Source organism: Bradyrhizobium sp. USDA 3311 (assembly GCF_054062495.1).
Genome location: NZ_JBSSFI010000001.1, coordinates 1,512,127 through 1,534,655, shown reverse-complemented (window position 1 = coordinate 1,534,655; position 22,529 = coordinate 1,512,127). Strand labels below are relative to the sequence as shown.

At 64.2% G+C, this 22,529-nt stretch carries 22 protein-coding genes; 9 read left to right on the top strand and 13 right to left on the bottom strand.

Going from position 1 to position 22,529, the window contains the following annotated elements; genetic code table 11:
* The first annotated feature begins 76 nt into the window (after nt 1-76).
* Nucleotides 77-1,105, top strand: a complete 1,029-nt coding sequence (gene holA, locus ACVWW6_RS07260; RefSeq protein ID WP_028174995.1) for a DNA polymerase III subunit delta — start codon at nt 77-79, stop codon at nt 1,103-1,105.
* 48 nt (nt 1,106-1,153) lie between these two features.
* Here holA and ACVWW6_RS07255 read toward each other — a convergent pair whose 3' ends face one another.
* The 7 genes from ACVWW6_RS07255 to hemJ form a co-directional block, all read right to left on the bottom strand.
* A complete protein-coding gene (locus ACVWW6_RS07255) occupies nt 1,154-2,041 on the bottom strand; it encodes a ParB/RepB/Spo0J family partition protein (protein WP_038965125.1) in 888 nt (295 codons plus the stop codon).
* A gap of 137 nt (nt 2,042-2,178) precedes the next feature.
* Nucleotides 2,179-3,033, bottom strand: a complete 855-nt coding sequence (locus ACVWW6_RS07250) for a ParA family protein (RefSeq protein ID WP_011083458.1) — start codon at nt 3,031-3,033, stop codon at nt 2,179-2,181.
* A gap of 29 nt (nt 3,034-3,062) precedes the next feature.
* Nucleotides 3,063-3,704 carry a 16S rRNA (guanine(527)-N(7))-methyltransferase RsmG gene (gene rsmG / locus ACVWW6_RS07245; RefSeq protein WP_456680437.1) on the bottom strand — a complete coding sequence of 214 codons (642 nt, stop codon included), beginning with the start codon at nt 3,702-3,704 and terminating at the stop codon, nt 3,063-3,065.
* Nucleotides 3,705-3,869: 165 nt separating this feature from the next.
* Complete coding sequence (mnmG, locus tag ACVWW6_RS07240) at nt 3,870-5,750, bottom strand: tRNA uridine-5-carboxymethylaminomethyl(34) synthesis enzyme MnmG (protein WP_456680436.1); 1,881 nt, start codon at nt 5,748-5,750, stop codon at nt 3,870-3,872.
* Between the two features lie 468 nt (nt 5,751-6,218).
* A complete protein-coding gene (gene mnmE / locus ACVWW6_RS07235; RefSeq protein ID WP_456680435.1) occupies nt 6,219-7,577 on the bottom strand; it encodes a tRNA uridine-5-carboxymethylaminomethyl(34) synthesis GTPase MnmE in 1,359 nt (452 codons plus the stop codon).
* A 315-nt stretch (nt 7,578-7,892) separates the two neighbouring features.
* Nucleotides 7,893-9,158, bottom strand: a complete 1,266-nt coding sequence (gene rho, locus ACVWW6_RS07230; protein ID WP_011083462.1) for a transcription termination factor Rho — start codon at nt 9,156-9,158, stop codon at nt 7,893-7,895.
* Between the two features lie 250 nt (nt 9,159-9,408).
* On the bottom strand, nt 9,409-9,831 hold the full coding sequence (hemJ, locus tag ACVWW6_RS07225) for a protoporphyrinogen oxidase HemJ (protein WP_028175000.1): 423 nt from the start codon (nt 9,829-9,831) through the stop codon (nt 9,409-9,411).
* 519 nt (nt 9,832-10,350) lie between these two features.
* Here hemJ and ACVWW6_RS07220 point away from each other — a divergent pair.
* From ACVWW6_RS07220 to dnaQ, 4 genes are read left to right on the top strand one after another with little or no spacing between them, the layout of a single operon-like run.
* Nucleotides 10,351-11,190: a pyruvate, water dikinase regulatory protein gene (locus ACVWW6_RS07220; protein WP_028175001.1), complete on the top strand. Its 840-nt coding sequence runs from the start codon at nt 10,351-10,353 to the stop codon at nt 11,188-11,190.
* Between the two features lie 8 nt (nt 11,191-11,198).
* Nucleotides 11,199-11,807, top strand: coding sequence for a Maf family nucleotide pyrophosphatase (locus ACVWW6_RS07215; RefSeq protein ID WP_456680434.1), 609 nt, complete (start codon nt 11,199-11,201; stop codon nt 11,805-11,807).
* A gap of 23 nt (nt 11,808-11,830) precedes the next feature.
* Nucleotides 11,831-12,430, top strand: a complete 600-nt coding sequence (coaE, locus tag ACVWW6_RS07210) for a dephospho-CoA kinase (protein ID WP_011083466.1) — start codon at nt 11,831-11,833, stop codon at nt 12,428-12,430.
* A 26-nt stretch (nt 12,431-12,456) separates the two neighbouring features.
* The gene (gene dnaQ / locus ACVWW6_RS07205) at nt 12,457-13,176 is read left to right on the top strand and encodes a DNA polymerase III subunit epsilon (RefSeq protein ID WP_028175003.1); all 720 of its coding nucleotides are present in this window, start codon (nt 12,457-12,459) and stop codon (nt 13,174-13,176) included.
* An 8-nt stretch (nt 13,177-13,184) separates the two neighbouring features.
* On the opposite strand, the gene secB is transcribed toward dnaQ, so the two are convergent.
* A complete protein-coding gene (secB, locus tag ACVWW6_RS07200) occupies nt 13,185-13,670 on the bottom strand; it encodes a protein-export chaperone SecB (RefSeq protein ID WP_060909600.1) in 486 nt (161 codons plus the stop codon).
* A gap of 416 nt (nt 13,671-14,086) precedes the next feature.
* On the opposite strand from secB, the gene ACVWW6_RS07195 reads away from it, so the two are divergent.
* The 3 genes from ACVWW6_RS07195 to ACVWW6_RS07185 are packed head-to-tail and all read left to right on the top strand — an operon-like array spanning nt 14,087 to nt 16,912.
* Nucleotides 14,087-14,794 (top strand): Tim44/TimA family putative adaptor protein, encoded by a 708-nt coding sequence (locus ACVWW6_RS07195; RefSeq protein ID WP_011083469.1) that lies wholly within the window; start codon nt 14,087-14,089, stop codon nt 14,792-14,794.
* Nucleotides 14,772-16,325: a murein transglycosylase A gene (gene mltA / locus ACVWW6_RS07190; protein ID WP_456680433.1), complete on the top strand. Its 1,554-nt coding sequence runs from the start codon at nt 14,772-14,774 to the stop codon at nt 16,323-16,325. Before ACVWW6_RS07195 ends, mltA begins: the two co-directional genes overlap by 23 nt.
* A complete protein-coding gene (locus ACVWW6_RS07185; RefSeq protein ID WP_028175005.1) occupies nt 16,322-16,912 on the top strand; it encodes a Smr/MutS family protein in 591 nt (196 codons plus the stop codon). The genes mltA and ACVWW6_RS07185 overlap by 4 nt, the downstream gene beginning before the upstream one ends.
* Before the next feature lie 144 nt (nt 16,913-17,056).
* Here ACVWW6_RS07185 and ACVWW6_RS07180 read toward each other — a convergent pair whose 3' ends face one another.
* From ACVWW6_RS07180 to hslV, 5 genes are all read right to left on the bottom strand, one after another.
* Entirely contained in the window at nt 17,057-18,181 is a 1,125-nt protein-coding gene (locus ACVWW6_RS07180; protein WP_456680432.1) for a hypothetical protein, read from the bottom strand.
* Nucleotides 18,182-18,402: 221 nt separating this feature from the next.
* On the bottom strand, nt 18,403-19,707 hold the full coding sequence (gene hslU, locus ACVWW6_RS07175; protein WP_456680431.1) for an ATP-dependent protease ATPase subunit HslU: 1,305 nt from the start codon (nt 19,705-19,707) through the stop codon (nt 18,403-18,405).
* 52 nt (nt 19,708-19,759) lie between these two features.
* Nucleotides 19,760-20,377 carry a DUF2585 domain-containing protein gene (locus ACVWW6_RS07170; protein ID WP_028175007.1) on the bottom strand — a complete coding sequence of 206 codons (618 nt, stop codon included), beginning with the start codon at nt 20,375-20,377 and terminating at the stop codon, nt 19,760-19,762.
* Nucleotides 20,374-20,859 carry a GNAT family N-acetyltransferase gene (locus ACVWW6_RS07165; RefSeq protein ID WP_456680430.1) on the bottom strand — a complete coding sequence of 162 codons (486 nt, stop codon included), beginning with the start codon at nt 20,857-20,859 and terminating at the stop codon, nt 20,374-20,376. The genes ACVWW6_RS07170 and ACVWW6_RS07165 overlap by 4 nt, the downstream gene beginning before the upstream one ends.
* Before the next feature lie 255 nt (nt 20,860-21,114).
* Nucleotides 21,115-21,675 (bottom strand): ATP-dependent protease subunit HslV, encoded by a 561-nt coding sequence (hslV, locus tag ACVWW6_RS07160; RefSeq protein WP_011083476.1) that lies wholly within the window; start codon nt 21,673-21,675, stop codon nt 21,115-21,117.
* A gap of 241 nt (nt 21,676-21,916) precedes the next feature.
* On the opposite strand from hslV, the gene hisB reads away from it, so the two are divergent.
* Complete coding sequence (gene hisB, locus ACVWW6_RS07155; RefSeq protein ID WP_027543777.1) at nt 21,917-22,510, top strand: imidazoleglycerol-phosphate dehydratase HisB; 594 nt, start codon at nt 21,917-21,919, stop codon at nt 22,508-22,510.
* Nucleotides 22,511-22,529 lie beyond the last annotated feature (19 nt).

Here is a 22,529-nt window from a genome sequence, read left to right as displayed (position 1 = left end):
CGAACCCGGAATCTCGATTCCCAACCACTGGATTCCGGGTTCGCGCTACGCGCCCCGGAATGACGATCTAGGCCCGATGGTCGCGCTGCGTGGAAAAGAGATCGACGCCTTCCTCGCCCGCCCCGACGCGGGCCGGCCGATCGTCCTGCTCTACGGTCCCGACGCCGGGCTGGTGCGTGAACGCGCCGACGCGCTGATCGCCTCCGCCGTGGACGACCCCAACGATCCGTTCTCGCTGGTCAGGCTCGATGGCGACGAGCTGTCCGCCGAGCCGTCGCGTCTCGTCGACGAAGCCATGACGGTGCCGCTGTTCGGCGGCCGACGCGCCATCCGCGTGCGCGCAGGCTCGCGCAGCTTCGCCAGCGGCATCGACACGCTGGCCGAGATGGGCGTGAAGGATTGCCGCATCGTGATCGAGGCCGGCGAGCTGCGCCCGGAATCGCCGCTGCGCAAAGCCTGCGAGCGCGCCAAGACGGCCGTGGCGATCGGCTGCTATCCCGACACCGAGCGCGACTTGGCCAAGCTGATGGACGACGAGCTTCGCATCGCAAACTTGCGCATCGCGCAGGATGCCCGCGCGGCGCTGATGTCGTTTCTCGGCGGCGACCGCCAGGCCTCGCGCAACGAGCTGCGCAAGCTGACGCTCTATGCACATGGCAAAGGCGAGATCACGCTGGAAGACGTGATGGCGGTGGTCGCCGATGCTTCCGAACTGAAGCTCGATCCGATCGTCGACGGCGCCTTCGCCGGCCGGCCCGACATCGTCGAGACCGAGTTCGCCAAAGCCATGATCGCCGGCACCTATCCCGGCGTGATCATCTCGGCCGCGCAGCGCCAGGCCGCGTGGCTGCACAAATCCGCGCTTGCGATCGCCGACGGCCAGCCTGCCTCCGCCGTGCTCGACGGCGGCTTTCCGCGGCTGCACTTTTCGCGAAAGCCGGCGGTGGAGACGGCGCTGCGCAATTTCAGCGTGGCGCGGCTCGCCGCCATCATCGAGCAGCTAGCAACCGCCGCGCTCGACACCCGCAAGCAATCCACCCTCGCCGCCGCCATAGCCCAGCGCACGCTGATGGCGATCGCCGCGAATGCCAAGCGGCGGGGCTAAGTCCAGCTCTCTCCGCGCGTGATCGCGAGCCCGGAATAACGGCGAAGACTACAGCGCGCCCTTCGCCAGCCGCTTCATGACTTCGTCGAGCTGGTCGAGGTTGCGGTAGTTGATCTGCACGGAGCCGCCGGGGTCGCGGTGATTGACGGTGACCTTGAGACCGAGCGCGTCGCTGACGCGCTTTTCGAGATCGATCGTGTCGGGGTCCTTTTCCTTCCCCCCGGTGCTGCGCGCCTTCTGCGGCTTGCGCTCCGGCACGCCCTCTTCATGCGCGAGCGCCTCGGCCTGGCGGACGTTGAGACCTTCCTCGACGATGCGCCTGGCGGCAGCGAGCGGATCGGGCACGCCGATCAGCGCGCGGGCGTGACCGGCGGTCAGCTGACCGGTCGCGATGAAGGCCTGCACCTCGGCCGGCAGCTTCGTCAGCCGCATCATGTTGGCGACGTGGCTGCGGCTCTTGCCGACGACTTTCGCGATGTCGTCCTGGCTGCGTTTGAACTCATTGGCGAGCGCGTGATAGCCCTGCGCCTCCTCCATCGGATTGAGGTCTTCGCGCTGCACGTTCTCGATGATCGCGAACTCCAGCGCATCGCTGTCGCTGATGTCGACCGGCACGATCGGCACTTCATGCAGGCCTGCCATTTGCGAAGCGCGCCAGCGCCGTTCGCCGGCGATGATCTCGTAGCGGTCCTGCGCGCCCTTCACCGGACGCACCACGATCGGCTGGATCACGCCGTGCTGCCGGATCGAATCGCTGAGCTCCTTGAGCTCGGTTTCCGAAAAGGTGCGGCGCGGGTTGCGCGGGTTGGGCTTGATGAATTCGATCGGCACCTTGCGCTGCGCGCGCGGACGATCGACGTGCTGAGCCTCGCCGCCGACGTCACCGATCAGACTTGCAAGACCCCGGCCCAGTCGCGAACGCGCTTCGTCGGCCATCGCCAGCTCCCTTGGATTCACGGTGCAGCACTCCAGAACTGAATTATCGTAGGGTGGGCAAAGCGAAGCGTGCCCACCGATTGTGTGCGGAAGACGGTGGGCACGGCGAAGACGCCTTTGCCCACCCTACGGCATCGTCAATGCGTCGTGCGCAGCTCGCGCTCGCGCTGGATCACTTCGGTGGCAAGCCGCAGATAGGCTTCGCTGCCGACGCATTTGAGATCGTAGACCAGCACCGGCTTGCCGTAGGACGGCGCTTCCGAGATGCGCACGTTGCGCGGGATCATGGTCTTGTAGACCTTCTCGCCCATGAACTGGCGGACGTCGGCGACGACCTGGTTCGAGAGGTTGTTGCGCGAGTCGAACATGGTCAGCACGATGCCGTGGATCGACAGGTTCGGGTTGAGCGTCGAGCGGACCTGCTCCACCGTCTGCAGCAATTGCGACAGACCTTCGAGCGCGAAGAACTCGCACTGGAGCGGCACCAGGATCGCATCGGACGCCGCCATCGCGTTCACCGTCAGAAGGTTGAGCGAGGGCGGGCAGTCGATCAGCACATAGGTGTAATCGGCGTCCGGAGAGACGTTGTTGTTGAGCGCGCCGATCGCGTCGCGCAGCTTGAAGGCGCGGCCGGGCGTGGTGCCGAGCTCGAGCTCGAGGCCGGAGAGGTCCATGGTCGAGGGCGCGATGTGCAGCCGCGGCACCGCCGTCGACACCACCGCCTCGCGCAAGGCCGCTTCGCCGACCAGCACGTCGTAGGTCGAACAGGAACGGTTGCGGCGATCGATGCCGAGGCCGGTCGAGGCGTTGCCCTGCGGATCGAGATCGACGATCAGAACGCGCTCGCCAATCGCGGCGAGCGCCGTGCCAAGGTTGATCGCTGTGGTTGTTTTTCCCACGCCGCCTTTTTGATTCGCCAGCGCGAGGATGCGCGGGTGTCCCTGTGGGACCACGTCGGTCTGCTCTTGCTGCGGCTCGTCAATCACGCTCATCGCAAATTCCCCACTCGCCCCTGAACGCCTCAGCCGCGCCGTTCGGCGGCATTGAGCTCCACGATCCAGCCGTCACCGGTGCGGCTTTGGTGGAGCTGCGGCTGAATATTCCAATATTTAGCGGCTTCGGTCAATTCAGCCTCTACATCTTGACCCTTTGGAAACAACGCTTTTGCGCCCTGGCGCATCAGCGGCTCCGCAAAGCCGATGAGTTGATGTAGCGGAGCCAGTGCACGCGCGGTGACGCAATCGACCGGGCCGGTGATTCTATCCACATTATCCCCGATCTCAGCGAGATGTACGACTCCCGGAGATGTGGTGATTCGAATTGCTTCGCGCAGGAACGCCGCCTTCTTGGCGATTCGCTCGACGAGGTGAACGCTCGCACCGGGTGTTTCCGCCATGGCACAGGCTAGGACGATGCCCGGAAATCCGCCGCCGCTACCGAGATCGGCCCAGCGCTTGGCCTTTGGGGCGAGATCGACGAGCTGAAGCGAGTCGGCGATGTGCCGGGTCCAGAGGTGCGGCAGCGTCGAGGGCGCGACGAGATTGGTCTTGGCCTGCCACTCCCGCAGCAGCGCGATGTAGCGATCGAGCCGGGCCTCGGTTTCACGTGAAACGGGCGCAAGCTTCAGCGCTGCGATCTTATCCGCCGCTATGACCGAGTCCAACGATCGATCGTTGGCGCTGGCCTTGTTGATCTTCTGACTGGCCGGTGCAGATCGACCGTCGGGTCCCTCGCCCGCTCCAGATCCTGGTGCTGAAGATTTCGGCGATGAAGGTCTCGGCGATGACGATCGACCGTCGGCCGGTCCGCGCTGTTTCACGTGAAACGCCTATGCAATTGCCTTTGAGGTCTTCCTTGCCTCGCGCCGGAGATAGGCCGCGAGGATGCCGAGCGCCGCTGGCGTCATGCCATCGATCCGGCCGGCCTGGCCGACCGTGAACGGCCGCGCCTTCTCCAGCTTGGCCCTCACCTCATTGGAGAGACCTGGCACCAGCTGATAATCGACCTCTGACAGCACCAGCCCCTCGTCGCGCCGGAAGGCTTCGACGTCGGCGCTCTGGCGCTCCAGATAGACGTCGTACTTGGCGTCGATCTCGAGATGGGTGGCGATCACAGGGTCGATCGCCGACAGCTCCGGCCAGATGGCGCGGACCTGGCTCCAGCCGATGTCCGGATAGGCCATCAGCTCGAAGGCCGAGCGGCGTTGACCATCCCGGTTCAAGGACAGTCCGTGCTTGATCGCCTCATTCGGGGTGATGGTCAGAGACTTCGACAGTGCTCGGGCGGCGTTCAGGGCCTCCATCTTGCTCCGGTGATGGAGGGTCCGGGCGTTCCCAACGCACCCCAGAGCGATGCCCTTCCCGGTCAGACGCTGATCGGCATTGTCGGCCCGCAGCGTCAGCCGGTACTCGGCCCGCGAGGTGAACATCCGATAGGGCTCGCTGATCCCCCGGGTGACAAGGTCGTCGATCATCACGCCGAGATAGCCATCGGCACGGTCGAACACCGTCAGTGCGGCCCCGCTCGCGGCCAAAGCCGCGTTCAGCCCGGCCACGATGCCCTGGCCGGCGGCCTCCTCGTATCCAGTGGTGCCATTGATCTGCCCGGCCAGAAACAGGCCGCGCAGACGCTTGGTCTGGAGGGTCGGATCGAGCTCGCGGGGATCGATGTGGTCGTATTCGATGGCGTAGCCTGGGCGCACCATCTTGACCCGTTCAAGACCGGGAATGCTGGCGAGGATCGCGAGCTGGACCTCCTCCGGCAGCGAGGTCGAGATGCCGTTGGGATAGACGGTGCTGTCGTCGAACCCTTCCGGCTCCAGGAAGATCTGGTGGCCGTCGCGGTCACCGAACCGGACGATCTTGTCCTCGATCGAGGGGCAATAGCGCGGTCCGGAGCTCTTGATCTGGCCAGAGTACATCGGGGAGCGATGGACATTGGCCCGGATCACCTCATGGGTCGCGGCCGTGGTCCGGGTGATCCCGCACTGGATCTGCGGGGTCGTGATCCGGTCGGTCATGACCGAGAACGGCTCCGGCGGCTCGTCTCCCGGCTGCATTTCCACCGCCGACCAGTCGATCGTGGTGCCATCCAGACGCGGTGGAGTGCCGGTCTTCAGCCGTCCAAGGGTGAAGCCGGCGCGCTCGAAGGAGCCTGAAAGGCCCATCGCGGGCGCCTCGCCGACGCGGCCGGCGGGCCAGCTCTTCTCACCGAGATGGATCAGGCCACGCAGAAAGGTGCCGGTGGTAACGACAATGGCCCCCGCGCCGAGCTCCCGGCCGTCGGCCAAGCGAAGTCCGGTCACCCGACCCTCGACCACGATCAGCTCGTCGGCCTCGCCCTCGATGACGGAAAGACCCTCGGTCTCCCGGATCGCGGCCTGCATCGCGGCGGCATAGAGCTTCCGGTCGGCCTGGGCCCGGGGGCCGCGGACCGCGGGACCCTTGCGGCGATTGAGGACACGAAACTGGATGCCGCCGGCATCGCCGACTCGGCCCATCAGACCATCCAGCGCATCGACCTCGCGGACCAGATGGCCCTTGCCGAGACCGCCGATGGCGGGATTGCAGGACATCGCGCCGACAGTGGAGAAACGATGCGTCACCAGAGCGGTCGCGGCGCCCATCCGGGCAGACGCAGCCGCAGCTTCACAGCCGGCGTGGCCGCCGCCAATCACGATGACGTCGAAACTCTCTCGCTTTGGTCGCATGGGCGGACTTCTAGCTCAGAGGCGGAGAAGCCGGAAGTGGAAACTGGGTAGCCGGTTGTTTCACGTGAAACGAGGCGGTCGGGAGGACGAAGTGCGGTTTCGCGAAAACAACCCCATGCACAGTAGGCTGGGGTTTGAAATCACTATGTTTCACGTGAAACGAAATGGACCCGACGATGCAGGAAGGGGCGACGACGGGACAATCATCCGTCGACGCGAAGCAATCCAGACTGTCTCCGCGGAGGCGGTCTGGATTGCTTCGTCGCAAGAGCTCCTGGCAATGACGAGACTGAGGCACGCACCCTGCTCCAAATCGCCACCGTTTCGCAGCGAGGTCAGATCGAGTGCACCAAGGCCGGTTTCACGTGAAACAGGCCCACTCGCCTTCCCCGTGAATGGAACCGCTCCTGTTTCACGTGAAACACCAAGCAATGGAACAAGCGCTAGTTCTACAATGAAGAACTAGCGCTACTTTCCGATACAGAATTTCTGGAAGATGGCCCCAAGGACGTCTTCAACGTCCACCCGGCCCAACAGCCGGCCCAGGGCATAGGCGGCGGAACGAAGCTCCTCGGCCGCCAGCTCTTCGCCCTCTCCTCCAAGCTCCAGACTTCGGCGCAGGCTGTCTGACGCCTGGCGCAACAGATCGCGTTGCCGGGCCCGGGTCACCAATGCGCCCTCGCTGGTTCCAAAGAACTCGGCGGAAAACTTCACGAGGGCTTCGACCAGCTCGCGTATCCCGTCGCCCCGGCTGGCCGAGATCCCGAACTCGCTCCGCGGCCCGTCGTCCCCGACCCCGCCGAGATCGATCTTGTTGCGCACGATCCAGACCGCACCGCCGGACGGATGGCTCCCGTCGCCCGACGTCCACAGCGAACGCATCGCCGCCGGATCGGCGGCCTGCTCCCCCTCCACCAGCCACAGCACGAGGTCGGCGTCCTCGGCTCGCGCACGGGCGCGGCGCACACCCTCCTGCTCCACGGGATCATCGGTCTCGCGAATGCCGGCGGTGTCGATGACAGTGACGGGATAGCCGTCGAGATCGAGCTGCACCTCGATCACGTCCCGCGTGGTGCCGGCATGCGGCGAGACGATCGCGACATCTCGGCGCGCGAGCTGATTCATCAGCGTCGACTTGCCGACATTCGGCTCGCCGGCGATGGCAACCACCATTCCATCGCGCAGGCGTTCAGAATGTCCCTGTGCCGCAAGCACTTCTGTGATTTCGACGTGGAGCGCCTTGATCGCCTTCACCGCCGGCGCCCTCAGCTCCGCCGGCACATCGCCCTCGTCGGAGAAATCGATGCCGGCTTCGATCAGGGCCGAAGCCTCGATGACTCGCTCGCGCCAGTCGCGCGCGCGGTTGCCGAGCAGCCCCTGCAGTTGACGCAACGCCTGGCGGCGCTGGCGGTCGGTGTCGGCATGGATGAGGTCGTCGAGGCCCTCGGCTTCGGTCAGGTCGAGCTTGCCGTTCTCGAAGGCGCGTCGCGTGAACTCGCCGGGCTCGGCCGCCCGCATATTCGGAATTACAGAAATAGCGGCCAGGAGCGCCGCCAGCACGGCGCGGCCGCCATGGACGTGGAATTCGGCGACGTCCTCACCGGTCGCGCTTGCCGCCCCCGGAAACCAGAGCACGACCGCGTCGTCGATCGGCTGGCCTGTCCCGTCACGGAGCAGCCGGCGGCTGGCCTGCCGCGGTGCCGGCAGCTTGCCCGCCAGCGTCGTCAGCACTAGGCCGGCCTGCGCGCCCGAGACCCGCACCACGGCGATCGCGCTCGGCGGACGGCCCGACGACAGAGCAAAGATGGTCTGGTCTCGCGGATGCATGGCCTATTTGTCCAGCCGCCGGGGAAAAGGCAAATATCCGTTTCGGCCGATACGCCCGCACGGTTTTGCTGCACCAATTCCCGCAGCAAAAAGCGTTTTTTGCACCGCAGCATACCGCAGCATTTTGCCGCAAGAGTCTCCCCCGCCTCCGCTAAAAGACTTAGCTAAAGTCAAGTATTATTTAGTTATATCAATATCTTAATAGACAATGAGATCAGATGGCAACCGCTCGCCATGCTGCACCCTCGCCGCAACAAAGCCGCACAAAAGAAAAGGGCGCCCGAAGGCGCCCTCCAATCCTTTGCTGCACCGCACTCAGGTGTTCATGGAGTCGAAGAACTCCGAATTGCTCTTGGTCGAGCGCAGCTTGTCGAGCAGGAAGTCGATCGCATCCATGGTGCCCATCGGATTCAGGATGCGGCGGAGCACGTACATCTTCTTGAGCACCTGCGGATCGGTGATGAGCTCCTCCTTGCGGGTACCGGAGCGCGAGATGTCGATCGCCGGGAAGGTCCGCTTGTCCGAGACCTTGCGGTCGAGGATCAGCTCGGAGTTACCGGTGCCCTTGAACTCTTCGAAGATGACTTCGTCCATGCGGCTGCCGGTATCGACCAGCGCGGTCGCGATGATGGTCAGCGAGCCGCCCTCCTCGATGTTGCGGGCGGCACCGAAGAAGCGCTTCGGGCGCTGCAGCGCGTTGGCGTCAACACCGCCCGTCAGCACCTTGCCGGATGACGGCACCACGGTGTTGTAGGCGCGGCCGAGACGCGTGATCGAATCGAGCAGGATCACGACGTCGCGGCCATGCTCGACCAGGCGCTTGGCCTTCTCGATCACCATCTCGGCGACCTGGACGTGACGCACCGCCGGTTCGTCGAAGGTCGAGGATACGACCTCGCCCTTCACCGAGCGCTGCATGTCCGTGACTTCTTCCGGACGCTCGTCGATCAGAAGCACGATCAGATAGCATTCGGGATGATTGTGCGTGATCGAATGCGCGATGTTCTGCATCAGCACGGTTTTACCCGTGCGCGGCGGCGCCACGATCAAGGCGCGCTGGCCCTTGCCGATCGGCGCGACGATGTCGATCACCCTTGCAGAAAGGTCTTTTCGCGTCGGGTCGTCGATTTCCATGCGGAAGCGCTGGTTCGGAAACAGCGGCGTGAGGTTGTCGAAATTGACCTTGTGCTTGGCCTTTTCCGGGTCCTCGAAATTGAGCGTGTTGACCTTCAGCAGCGCGAAATAGCGCTCGCCCTCTTTCGGGCTGCGGATGTGGCCTTCGATGGTGTCGCCGGTGCGCAGGCCAAAACGGCGGATCTGCGAAGGCGAAACGTAGATGTCGTCCGGGCCCGGCAGATAATTTGCATCGGGCGAGCGGAGAAAGCCGAAGCCGTCGGAGAGCACCTCGACAACGCCTTCACCGACGATGTCGGTCTCAGCGAGCGAAAGCTGCTTGAGGATAGCGAACAGCAGCTCCTGCTTGCGCATGGTGCTGGCATTCTCGACCCCATTCTCTTCCGCGAACGAGACGAGCTCGGCCGGGGTTTTCGACTTGAGGTCCTGGAGTTTAATTTCCCGCATTGGGGTGGTCCTGTGGGGTAACCTTAGGGAGGGGGTGCGAGGAGGCTCTGAAATGCGGACGAGAAGGAAGATAGGGTCCGCAGGTCTGGCAAGGTGAGTGCCGGTGAGGCTTCAAACCTGATGCGGTGTCCGGCCTCTGGAAAGCTCGGACACAACCACATCCGCCTGCGTTGGGTGGGATATCGCCAATATAGAAAATCGCCCCTCACTGCGCAAGCCGAAGCGCTGGGCGATCAATCGAGATCGCTGCCTAGAACGGTTTCACGATCACCATGATGACGATGAAAATCATCAGGACGGTCGGCACCTCATTGATAATCCGATAGAATTTCTGACTTCGGGGACGCCGGTCGGCAGCAAAATCCTTCAACCAGCGGGAAAAAAAGCCGTGGACCGCGGACAACGCCAGGACCAGTGCCAGTTTTACGTGCAGCCAACCGGATGCAAACCAATGGCCGGACCAGGCGAGATAGAGCCCGGCGAGCCAGGTGATGATCATGGCCGGGTTGATGATCGCCTTGAGCAGCCGGCGCTCCATGACCTTGAACGTCTCCGACTGCTTGGAGCCGATTTCGGCCTCGCAATGATAGACGAACAGCCGCGGCAGATAGAGCATGCCCGCCATCCAGGAAATGACGGCGATCACGTGCAGCGCCTTGATCCACTCGTACATGCCGGCGGCCTCCTTTTCTTGTTTCGACGCGTTTTCTCGAGGCGAACCGGAATCCGCTTCGCTCGATAACGCTTCTGCTCACCAAACAGTGGATGGAACGAGCCCGGTAAGAATTCATTCATAGATGGGAGCGCACACTTATCCGAGCGCTCCGCTTATCTAAACCTAAACTTTTAGAATCTTAAGGTTTGAGTCTTAGTGACCGTGGATTGGACTCACACAATTCCGTCCGCCACTTCCCGAGCGCTTGTTCACATCCATCAACATATCCCGCGTGGGCCTCGGCGGATCCGATAAGCCGTCCGGGCTCAAGGGCTTGCGTGCGCCCGTCGACAGCCTATCAAGGGGGTTATCCGCGCAATCCCGCTTCCCTCTCGGCGGGCCGCCGGACTTGTTCTCACGGGCAGTGGTGTGAAGAAAATTGGCACTTGTCCCGCCCCTGGTGTCGCGCAACCCTTTCCGAGGGGTTAAGCTCCACAGAAATCCACACATCACACCGCCCTCATACAAAGAGTTTTTGTGCCGACCTCGAACAATTATTTCCATCTGCACCTCGTATCCGACTCCACCGGCGAGACGCTGATCACCGTCGCGCGCGCTGTCGCCGCGCAGTATGCGAACGTCACGCCGGTCGAGCATGTCTATCCGCTGGTGCGCAGCCAGAAGCAGCTCGACCGCGTGCTCGACGAGATCGAGGAGGCGCCGGGCATCGTGCTGTTCACGTTGCTCGAGAAGGATCTGGTCTTCCGGCTCGAGGACAAGTGCAAAGGGATCAATGTTCCGAGCCTGTCGATCATCGGCCCGGTGATGCAGTTGTTCGAGGCGTATCTTGGGGCCGCGACCACGGGGCGCGTCGGCGCGCAGCACGTGCTCAACGCGGAATATTTCAAGCGCATCGATGCGCTGAACTACACGATGATCCATGACGACGGTCAGCATGTCGAAGGTCTCGACGATGCCGACGTGGTGCTCGTCGGTGTCTCCCGCACCTCGAAGACGCCGACGTCGATCTACCTCGCCAATCGCGGCATCCGCACCGCCAACGTGCCGCTGGTGCCGGGCATTCCGGTGCCGGTGCAACTGGAGACATTGACGCGGCCGCTGGTGGTGAGCCTGCACGCGACGCCGGAACGTTTGATCCAGGTTCGTCAGAACCGCCTGCTCTCCATGGGCGCCGACTCCAGCAGCGACACTTATACCGACAGGCAGTCCGTCGCCGAGGAGGTCGCGTTCGCCCGCAAGCTCAGCGCCAAGCACGACTGGCCGCTGCTCGACGTCACGCGGCGCTCGATCGAGGAAACCGCCGCGGCGATCATGAAGCTCTACAGCGATCGCCAGCGCAACCGGCCCTCGGAATAGTCTTCGCGATGGGTTTGTGGCGCGGCAAATCTCCGTTGATCCTGGCCTCGCAAAGCAGCGCGCGAAAGATGCTGCTGGCGAATGCCGGGCTGGAGTTCATAGCGATCACGGCCGATATCGATGAGCGCGGCGTCCAGGCCGCGTCGAAGCTCTCGAGCCCTCGCGACATCGGTCTTTTGCTGGCACGGGAAAAGGCCAAGGCCGTCTCGGCCAATCATCCGGGAAGCCATGTCATTGGCGCCGACCAGACCCTGGCCCTTGGCGAGCGTCTCTTCAACAAGCCCGCCGGCCGCGCGCAGGCGATGGCGCAATTGCGTGATCTCGCCGGCAACTGCCATGAGCTGAATTCGGCGGTGGCCGTGGCACATGACGGCAAGATTGTCTTCGAGGACGTCTCGGTGGCCCGCATGACCATGCGACAGATGAGCGAGGCGGAGCTTTCGGCCTATCTCGACGCGGCCGGCGACGCCGTGACGACCAGCGTAGGCGCCTATCAGCTCGAGGGCCTCGGCATTCACCTGTTCGAGCGCATCGAGGGCGACCATTTCACCATTTTGGGTTTGCCGCTGCTGCCGCTGCTTGCGTTCCTGCGGAGCGAACAGCTAATTGCAGTTTGAATGACGGACGTGGTTGTGCGCTGATGCGGATCCTGGGACTGACCGGCTCGATCGGGATGGGCAAATCGACCACCGCGAAATTGTTCGCGGAGGCCGGCGTCCCCGTCTACGACGCCGATGCCGCCGTCCATCAGCTTTACGAGGGCGAGGCGGCGCCTGCGATCGAAGCCGCCTTCCCCGGCACCACCGCGAACGGCAAGGTCGATCGGCCAAAACTGTCGGCGCGCGTCGTGCACGATCCCGCCGCGATCAAGCAGCTCGAGCAGATCGTCCATCCGATGCTCGGCGCCTCCCGGCAAAAATTCTTTGCCGACGCCGAAGCCGCCAACGCGCCGGTCGTGGTGCTGGATATCCCGCTGCTGTTCGAGACCGGTGGCGAGAAGCGGGTTGACGCCGTCGTTGTGGTCTCGACCTCGCCAGAACTGCAGCGCGAGCGGGTGCTGGCGCGGGGCACGATGGACGAGGCCAAGCTCAACGCCATCATCGCCAAGCAGACGCCCGACGCGGAAAAGCGCAAGCGGGCCGATTTCGTAGTGGATACGTCACACGGACTTGAACCGGTGCGGGCGCAAATTGCGCACATCCTGGCCGAGGTCGTTAAGATGCCGCAGCGGCGAGCCTGATTCGCCGTCCCACACGGCTCCTGATCATGCGTGAAATCGTCCTCGACACCGAAACAACTGGCCTCGATCCACTCCGCGGCGATCGCCTGGTCGAAATCGGCTGTGTCGAGATGTTCAACCGCATGCCGACGGGGCAGACGTATCACGTCTACATCAATCCCGAACGGGACATGCCGGCGGAAGCCTTTGCGGTGCACGGGCTGTCGGCCGAATTTTTGTCGACCAAGCCGCTGTTCCACGAGGTCGCCGACGCGTTCCTGGAGTTCATCGGCGATGCGCCGCTGGTGATCCACAACGCCTCGTTCGACATCAGCTTCATCAATGCCGAGCTCGACCGGATCAAGCGCGCCGCGATCCCGCGCGAGCAGCTGGTGGACACGCTGCTGCTGGCCCGGCGCAAGCATCCGGGTGTGTCCAACCGGCTCGACGATCTCTGCTCGCGCTATGCGATCGACAATTCCCGCCGCACCAAGCACGGCGCGCTGCTCGACGCCGAGCTTCTGGCCGAGGTCTATGTCGATCTGGTCGGGGCGAGGCAGTCGCAGCTGCTGCTGGCTTCGGAAGCCGAGGAAATTCGCATCAATGCGGCTGGCGATACGCCGCGGCGGCAGCGGCCGACGCCGCTTGCGCCGCGGATTTCCGACGCCGAGCGCGAGGCCCACAGGGCCTTCATCGCAACGCTCGGCGACAAGGCGATCTGGAACGAGTTTTTGCCCGCTCCAGTTACCGTCAATCCGGCTGGTTAGGCCTGATTTTAGGCTTGGCCGGTCTGACCACCGGCGGCCATTTGCCGCTCCATGTTCTGGCGATACAGACCGACGAAATCGACCGGATCCAGCATCAGCGGCGGGAACCCGCCGTCGCGCACGGCCGTGGCGATGATCTCGCGGGCGAACGGGAACAGCAGACGCGGGCATTCGATCATGACCAGCGGGTGCAGGTTCTCCTTCGGCACGTTGACGATCCGGAACACGCCGGCATAGGCGAGCTCGAACGAGAACATCACCTTGCCCGCGGTCTCGGCCTTGCCCTCGACCGACAGAGTCACCTCGAATTCCTGTTCGCTGAGGTTATTGGCGCCGACATTGATCTGGATATTGATCTGGGGCGGCTGGCCCTGCTGCTGGAGCGAGCTCGGCGCGTTCGGATTTTCGAACGAGAGGTCCTTGGTATATTGCGCCAGCACGTTGAGCTGGGGAGCCGGGGCCGCCTCGGGAGGGGTGCCGTTACCGTTGGTCATGAAAGTCTCTCCTTACCCGATTGGGGCTGAATTTCGCGGCGGTTGGCTAACATAGGGCCGCCTCGTTCCACAAGGACGAACGGCCCCGGAGGGGATACCCCGGCCGCGGCCACATCTGTGACGCTCACTCCGGCCTCCCGGCCCAATCGCAGGTTAAACGATTGAAGATGCGCGATTTCCGGGCATGATCGGGTTTCCCCTTAAGCATAAAACGCGCTACACTTCGTGCTGTGCCAAAAGGCGCCATTGGCCGGGCAAGATTTCGTGCCTACATCCCACGGACCTGACGTGCGGACCCGAAATGGTGATGTAGACTTGCCGTTCCCGTATGGAACGGTCTACTGGCCGGATTGATTTTCCCGGCGGCGACCCTTCTAGGCGGCCCCTTCTAGAGAAGACCAGAAAGCGAATACCTCGTGGACATCTACACCATCATCTTCCTGGCGCTGGCGGTCTTTATTTTTCTGCGGCTGCGCAGCGTGCTGGGGCAGCGCACGGGCAACGAGCGGCCTCCGTTCGACCATACTGCCGCCCGCAACGCGCTGGGGGGTGCCCAGGACAAGAACGTCGTGACCATGCCGGGCAAGGTGATCGACCAGGCTCCGCTGGCGCCGACGGTCGAGCCGACCCCGCCCTCCGACCGCTGGAAGGGCCTGACCGAGCCGGGCACCGCGCTCGCGCAGGGTCTCGACGCCATCGTCGACAAGGATTCCACATTCGACCCGCGCCACTTCATCTCGGGCGCCCGCGGCGCCTATGAGATGATCGTGCTGGCCTTTGCCAATGGCGACCGCCGCGCGCTGCGCGACCTGTTGTCGTCGGAGGTCTATGAAAGCTTCGACGCCGCGATCAAGGAGCGCGAGAAGAACGAGCAGAAGACCGAGACGCGCTTCGTCTCGATCGACAAGGCCGAGCTCGTCGGCGCCGAGCTGCGCGACCGCACCGCCCAACTCACCATCCGCTTCGTCTCGCAGATGATCTCGGCCACCCGCGACAAGGCCGGCAATATCGTCGACGGCAGCGCCGATACGGTCGCCGACATCACCGACATCTGGACTTTCGCCCGCGACATCACCTCTCGCGATCCGAACTGGAAGCTGGTTGGCACCGGAAGCGCGAATTAAGGTCTTCCTGAAGACCAGCGCGACGGCGCTTTGCGCGGGTGTCGTCGTGTTGTCGTCGTTTTCGCTCGGCGCCGAGGCGGCGCGGCGCCACTACCGCAGCCACCACCACCATCTCCCGCAATTGCCCGCCACCCCGCCGCGGGCCTTGCCCTATCCGCAGCTCCCCCTGCCGTTCGAGATATCAGGCGCGCAATACCTGCCGCTGGCCTGGGCCGATGTGAAAGGCTGGAGCGATGACGATCATCTCGCAGCCTACAAGACGTTCCGCGCGAGCTGCCGGTCGATCAACGCGCAGACCGTCGCTCCCGAGCCCAAGAGTGAATACAAGGCGCTGGGGGCATCGCTGAGCGAACCGTGCCGGGCCGCCAAATCGCTCGAGCTCAGCGACGACGCCAAGGCGAAAACCTTCTTCGAGGAGAATTTTGCGCCGCTGCGCATTTCGCGCCTCGGCGAGCCCGACGGTTTCGTTACCGGCTATTACGAGCCGGTGCTGGAGGGATCGCGGACGCAGACCGACGTCTACAATGTCCCGGTCTATCGCCGTCCTTCGAACCTCTTCGTGCGCGGCTACAAGCAGGATTCGGTCAGCCTGCCCAACAAGGGCCCGGTCTATCGCAAGATCGGCCGCCGCAAGCTGGTGCCCTATTACGACCGCGGCGAGATCGAGGACGGCAAGATCGCGGGCCGCGGGCTCGAGATCGCCTGGCTGAAGGACCCGACGGATCTCCTGTTCGCGCAGATCCAGGGCTCGGCGCGGATCAAGTTCGACGACGGCACGACGCTCCGGCTCAACTATGATGCCTATAACGGCTACCCCTACACGGCCGTCGGGCGCATCCTGATCGAGCGCGGCATCATTCCGAAGGAAGAGATGTCGATGCAGAAGATCAGGGAGTGGATGGCGCAGAACCCCGATGGCGCCAAGGAGCTGCGCCGCCAGAACCGCGCCTACATTTTCTTCCGCGAGGTCAATCTCGCGGACAAGGACGAGGCGGTGGGCGCGCAGGGCATTCCGCTGACGGCCGGCCGCTCCATCGCGGTCGACAAATCGCTGCATGTCTACGGCACGCCGTTCTTCATCGAGGGCGAGCTGCCGATCGACTCCGAGCGCTCCAAGACGCCGTTCCATCGGCTGATGATCGCGCAGGACACCGGCTCGGCCATCATCGGTCCCGCGCGCGCCGATCTCTATTTCGGCGCCGGCGCGGATGCCGGCCGCGTCTCGGGGCGGCTGCGCCATCCCATGCATTTCGTGATGCTGGTGCCGAAGAGCCTCGATCCGACGCCACGCGCGGCGCGGCTGCCGGTGCCGGATCCGCGGCCCTCTGAGAAGATTGCAAAGCTGTTTCCGCAAACCGAACCTGCTAAGGATCAGGCCAAGCCGGCGGCTCCGGCCGCAGCCGTGGCGCCAGGCAAGGGTGAGACGGTCGCTGTCGCCAGCCCTGTCCCGTTGCCGGTGCCGCGTCCCGTGATCGAGCCTGTTCAAGAGCTGCGGCGGCCGGTGAAAAATCGTTCCCATCGGCAGCAATGAAACGATCGTCCCGTCCGCCCGTGCTGGAGCCTCGCCCCTCGCCGCGCCGCCGCGCGCTGAGCGAGGATGAGCGCGAGCTGTGGGATACGGTCGCAAAACAGGTCAAGCCGCTGAGGAAGCATCGTGCGCCGAAGGCGCATCCCGCGCCGCGACCAGAACCATCACCCGCTGCGCCGGCCACGCGACCTGCGCCGTCGCCACGTCCGATTGCTGCGGCGCCGGCGCCGCGTGCCGCCAAGCCGTCCGTCCCGCCTTTGGCGCCGCTCGGCAAGCGCGAGCGCACAAAGCTGTCGCGCGGCCGCAGCGAGATCGAGGCGCGGCTCGATCTGCACGGCATGACCCAGACGCGCGCGCATCGCGCCTTGACCGGTTTCCTGCACCGCGCCCATCACGACGGCTTGACTTTCGTGCTCGTCATCACCGGCAAGGGCCGGAGCGGCGGTGAAAGCGGCGTGCTCCGCCGCCAGGTACCGGAATGGCTGAGCCTGCCGGAATTCCGCGCCTTCGTCGTCGGCTTCGAGACGGCGCATATCGGCCATGGCGGCGAGGGCGCGCTTTACGTGCGGATCAGGCGGGCGAGATTTTAGCGGTTCTACACCTCTCCCGCTTGCGGGAGAGGTCGACGCGCTCGAAGAGCGTGGCGGGTGAGGGTTCTTTCGTCTTGGGGAGTCCCTCTGCGGTGACACCCTCACCCCAGCCCTCCCCCGCAAGCGGGAGAGGGAGTGCACCGTCTAAAACGGCCGCACGATTCCGACGCGCGGGATCAGCGTGATGACCAGGCCGAAGATGTCAGTGTTGCGATCCCCGGCTGGGATCAGCGGGGTCTCCTGTTTGGCCGGCAGCATCTTCACCGCATGCAGGATCAGGAACATGCAGACCGCCCAGTTCGAGATCCAGCGCGAATAGTCGAACACCATCGCGAACATCACGAGATAGGCGAGGCTGACGCCAATCAGCGCGGCGATGACGAGGCGCCGGTGCATCTCGCTTGCGAGCGCGCCGATCAAATTGGCAAAATAGCGCCACAGCGGCGTGTGCAGCCAGATCAGAAGCGCAAACACCGGCAGGCCGAGGATGTTGTGCGGCAGGCGGCCCCAGGTGTCCAAGATCTCCTTCGCCAGCGGCTGGTACCAGATGTAGCTGAATTGCAAGAGGTCGGTGCGGGAGGGATCGACCATCCTGGTCTTCAGATACGCGACGAAATCCGCCTCCGGGATCGGCATCGTTCCCAGGAATTGGGCCGCGAAGAACAGCGCGGAGACGACCGCGAGGGCGACCACGCCGAACGCGACGTTGCTGCGATTGCAGCCGCAGGCGAGATAGTGCCTGATCACGACGATGGCGATGATGGTCGGCACGTACATCAAGAGATGAATGTGGTGGATCAGCACGAGCACGATCGAGAACAGCGCCGCCGTCGCCACGAACAGCAATGAGCCCGCCGGCATCAGCAGCAGGATGATCGTCAGCGCGCAGCCATAGATGTCGAAATGACCGAGCGTGTGCATGAAGTTCTTCAGGAAGAACGGCGAGCCCGCGATGAACACGAACAGCGGCAGCGTCTTCGCGGCAAAGCCGAAGGTCTTTTGAAACAACCTTGCGAATAGCGCCAGCGTCACCAGCCACGTCATGCCGCCGAGTGCGAACACCAGCCAGACCGGCACCTTCGCCGTGAACAGCGCGACGACCGCCCCGATCAGCGCGCGCTTGATGAAGCCGAAATGGTAGTCGACGAGCAGGTGGATGTAGGGGACGTAGGGCGGCAGCTGGATCTTGTGAACGAACACGCCGACGATGACCACGGCGTTGATCGCGAGCAGCAGGCGCCAGGGGTTTTTCTGGAGGTTAGCGAGCATGTGGCACTCGACGCGCGTCAACCCCCGCCGTCGTCCCGGACAAGCGAGCTCGTGCCAACGCGCAGCGTTGTCCGGAGCGTGCGCAGATCCGGGACCTATAACCACCGCAGGTCGTTTGAGCCGAGATCAAAGCCGCCATCTTGCTTCAACAATATCCGCTGGTGGAATGGGTCCTGGCTTTCGCCAGGACGACGGCGGATAGATAGCGGACAAGCCCGGAATTACAAAATAAACCGGCTCAGATCGGCGTTCTTGGCGAGGTCGCCGACGTGCTTCTGTACGAAATCGGCATCGACCCGGATGGTCTCGCCGTTGCGGTCGGGCGCGGTGAAGGAGATCTCGTCCAGCACCCGCTCCATCACCGTCTGGAGCCGCCGCGCGCCGATGTTCTCGACGGTCGAGTTGACGGCGACCGCGACGTCGGCGAGCGCGTCGATGGCGTTGTCGGTGATGTCGAGCGTGACGCCCTCGGTCTGCATCAGGGCAACATATTGCTTGATCAGCGAGGCCTCGGGCTCGGTCAGGATGCGGCGCATGTCGTCACGGCTCAACGCCTGGAGCTCGACGCGGATCGGCAGGCGGCCCTGCAATTCCGGCAACAGGTCCGACGGCTTGGCGACATGGAAGGCGCCGGAGGCAATGAACAGGATGTGGTCGGTCTTCACCGCGCCGTGCTTGGTCGAGACCGTGGTACCCTCGATCAGCGGCAGCAGGTCGCGCTGCACGCCCTCGCGCGAGACGTCGCCGCCGACGCGGCCGTCGCGGGCGCAGATCTTGTCGATCTCGTCCAGGAACACGATGCCGTTGTTCTCGACCGCGCTGATCGCTTCCAGCGTCAGCTGCTCGGTGTCCAGCAGCTTGTCGGATTCCTCGTTGATAAGGATCTCGTGCGAGCTTTCCACCGTGAGCCGCCGGGTCTTGCTGCGGCCGCCCAGCTTGCCGAAGATGTCGCCGATCGAGATCGCGCCCATCTGCGCGCCCGGCATGCCCGGAATCTCGAACATCGGCATGCCGCCGCCGGAGGACTGCGTCTCGATCTCGATTTCCTTGTCGTTGAGTTCGCCCGCCCGCAGCTTCTTGCGGAAGGATTCCCGCGTCGCCGAACTCGCATTGGCGCCGACCAGGGCGTCGAGCACGCGCTCCTCGGCGGCGAGCTGGGCGCGCGCCTGTACATCCTTGCGCTTGCGCTCGCGCACCTGGGCGATCGCGACCTCGACGAGATCACGCACGATCTGCTCGACGTCGCGGCCGACATAGCCGACTTCGGTGAACTTCGTCGCCTCGACCTTCAGGAACGGCGCATTGGCAAGCTTGGCCAGTCGCCGCGCGATCTCGGTCTTGCCGACGCCGGTGGGGCCGATCATCAGGATGTTCTTCGGCAGCACCTCCTCGCGCAAGGAACCTTCGAGCTGCTGCCGCCGCCAGCGGTTGCGCAGCGCGATCGAGACGGCGCGCTTGGCGTCGGTCTGGCCGACGATGAAACGGTCGAGTTCGGAAACGATTTCGCGGGGAGAGAAGTCTGTCATGGGACCTTAGCTAGGGTCAGATGCGGGCCGGGACAAGTCGCTTTTTCGGCCGTCAGATGATCGGCGGCCCCGATTGCCATTGCTTCACGGCCTCGATCGGATGGATCAGCATCAGGATATTGAGCGTCAGATTGTCGCGAATGTGGAGCGCCAGCATGATCTCGAAGGCGAGCCCGATCATCACGGTGACCCAGACCGGCAGAACGCGTGCGGCGAGGAACCCCAGCACCATGGCCAGATTGTCAGAGACCGAATTGACGATGCTGTCGCCAAAATAGTCCAGCGAGATCGTGCCGGCGCGGTAGCGCTCGATGATGAATGGCGAGTTCTCGACGATCTCCCAGGCGCCTTCGATCAGCATGGCGACGATCAGCCGCGCCGGCCACGACAGAGGCAGCAACGGCAGGCGCGCGAATAGCAGAAAGGTCAATCCGTAGAACAGGAAGCCGTGCAGGACGTGCGAGAAGCTGTACCAGTCGGCGATGTGCTGGGAGTTCTCCGAGCTGTTCACCACGCCGTGCCACAGCTTGACATAGCCGCAGGTGCAGATCGGCACCCGGCCCATCGCGAACAGGATCGAGGCCTGCAGCGCCAGCAGCAACAGCGCGATGCCGACCCAGGCGAATGCTGGCACCGCGGCTTTGCTTTCGTGCGTGGTTGCCAGCGTCATGGCTCGCGCACCATCACCAGCGCCGGCCCGTCCGGCGTCTCGACCATGCGGTCGCGGACGAAGCCCGCCTTCTCATAGGCGCGTACGGCACGCGCGTTGAGCGGGTCTGGATCGGTGACGACGCGCGGCAGGCCTTGCCGCAGCTGCTCGTCGACGAATTGGCGGATGAAGGCCGAACCGTGGCCGCGCGCGATCATGTCGCTTTCGCCGATGAACTGATCGATCCCACGCGTGCCCTCCGGTTGCGGCCCGACGCCCGTATTCCAGGCGGTCAGGCGGTAGCACTGAAGATAGCCGAACGGCTTGTCGCCGGCCAACACGATGAACTGGTCCATCGCCGGCTCATCGAGGTCGCCGCTGACCAGCGCAAACTGCTCGCCCGGATCGCCCCACCATTCCCGCACATGCGCTTCGCCCAGCCACCGCCGGATCAGCGGCAGGTCGGCGGCGGTCATGAGGCGGAAGGTGTAGGCGGGCGTCATGGCCTAGAGCGTGATGGACTGAAGTCGAATTGAGTTTGGCCGACAGCAACGCTCTCTCCGTTCCCTCCCCCCTTGTGGGGGAGGGGCAGGGAGGGGGGTGCCACACGGGGATTCTTTCCGTCGCGCGACCGCATTCGGTGCATCATCAACAACCGGCATCTTTTCCTGGGCTACCCCCCTCCCTAGCCCTCCCCCACAAGGGGGGAGGGAACGCATCTCCATCGGAGCAGCGGTTGAGTCCATCTCCACCAAGCCCTAGCCGGTCGCCAGGCTTTCGATGGTCACATTGCGGTTGGTGTAGACGCAGATGTCGGCGGCGATGTCGAGGGAGCGGCGGACGATGGTCTCGGCGTCCTTGTCGGTGTCGAGCAGGGCCCGCGCGGCCGCCAGTGCATAGTTACCGCCGGAGCCGATCGCCATCACGCCGGCCTCGGGCTCGAGCACGTCGCCGGTGCCTGTCAGCACCAGGGAGACGTCCTTGTCGGCCACGATCATCATGGCCTCCAGCCGCCGCAGGTAACGGTCGGTGCGCCAGTCCTTGGCGAGCTCGACCGCGGCGCGGGTCAATTGCCCCGGATATTGCTCGAGCTTGGCTTCCAACCGCTCAAAGAGTGTGAAGGCGTCGGCGGTGGCGCCGGCAAAGCCGCCGATGACGTCGCCCCTGCCGAGCTTGCGGACCTTCTTGGCGTTGGACTTGATCACGGTCTGGCCGATCGAGACCTGGCCGTCGCCGCCGATCACCACCTTGCCGCCCTTGCGGACCGTCAAGATCGTGGTGCCGTGCCAGCCCGGCGAGCTTTTCTGGGAATCCTGCATGAATGATCCTCGTTGTCCGGGCTGATTTAGGCGGTCGGGGGCGAGGGCACAACGGGCCGCTCCGGCCCCAATTTCGCTCACCATAGGCAGAAGTAGACGCCCGGCCAGCCGTTCCCGCAGTAGCGAAGGCGTCATGGGGCTGTTAAAAGACCCCCGTTTTCGGCCCCCGAGCATGATCCGGAAAAGTGGGCACCGGTTTTCCGACAAAGATCATGCTCAAATAAAGCGAAAGCTAGTTTTGATGCGCACCGCGACGATCAAGCGCAAGACCAAGGAAACCGACATCGAGGTCACCGTGAACCTCGATGGCACCGGCGTGTCCAATATCGCGACCGGCATCGGCTTTTTCGACCATATGCTCGATCTCCTCGCCCGCCATTCCCGCATCGACCTCACGGTCAAGGCGGTCGGCGACCTGCACATTGATCATCACCATACCACCGAAGACACCGGCATCGCGCTCGGCCAGGCGGTCAAGCAGGCGCTCGGCACCATGGCGGGCATCACCCGCTATGCCGGCGTGCACATGCCGATGGACGAGACCCTGTCGCGCGTCGTGATCGACATCTCGGGCCGCCCGGTCCTGGTGTTCAAGGTCGACTTCCCCCGCGACAAGATCGGCGAGTTCGACACCGAGCTCGTGCGCGAGTGGTTCCAGGCCTTCGCCATGAACGCCGGCGTGACTCTCCACGTCGAGACCCTATATGGCGATAACAGCCACCATATCGCCGAGTCCTGCTTCAAGGGTCTGGCGCGGGCGCTGCGGGCGGCGGTTGCGATCGATCCGAAGGCGGCGGGTGAAATCCCGTCCACCAAGGGCTCGCTCGGCGGCTGACATCTCCGTCGGTTGACGA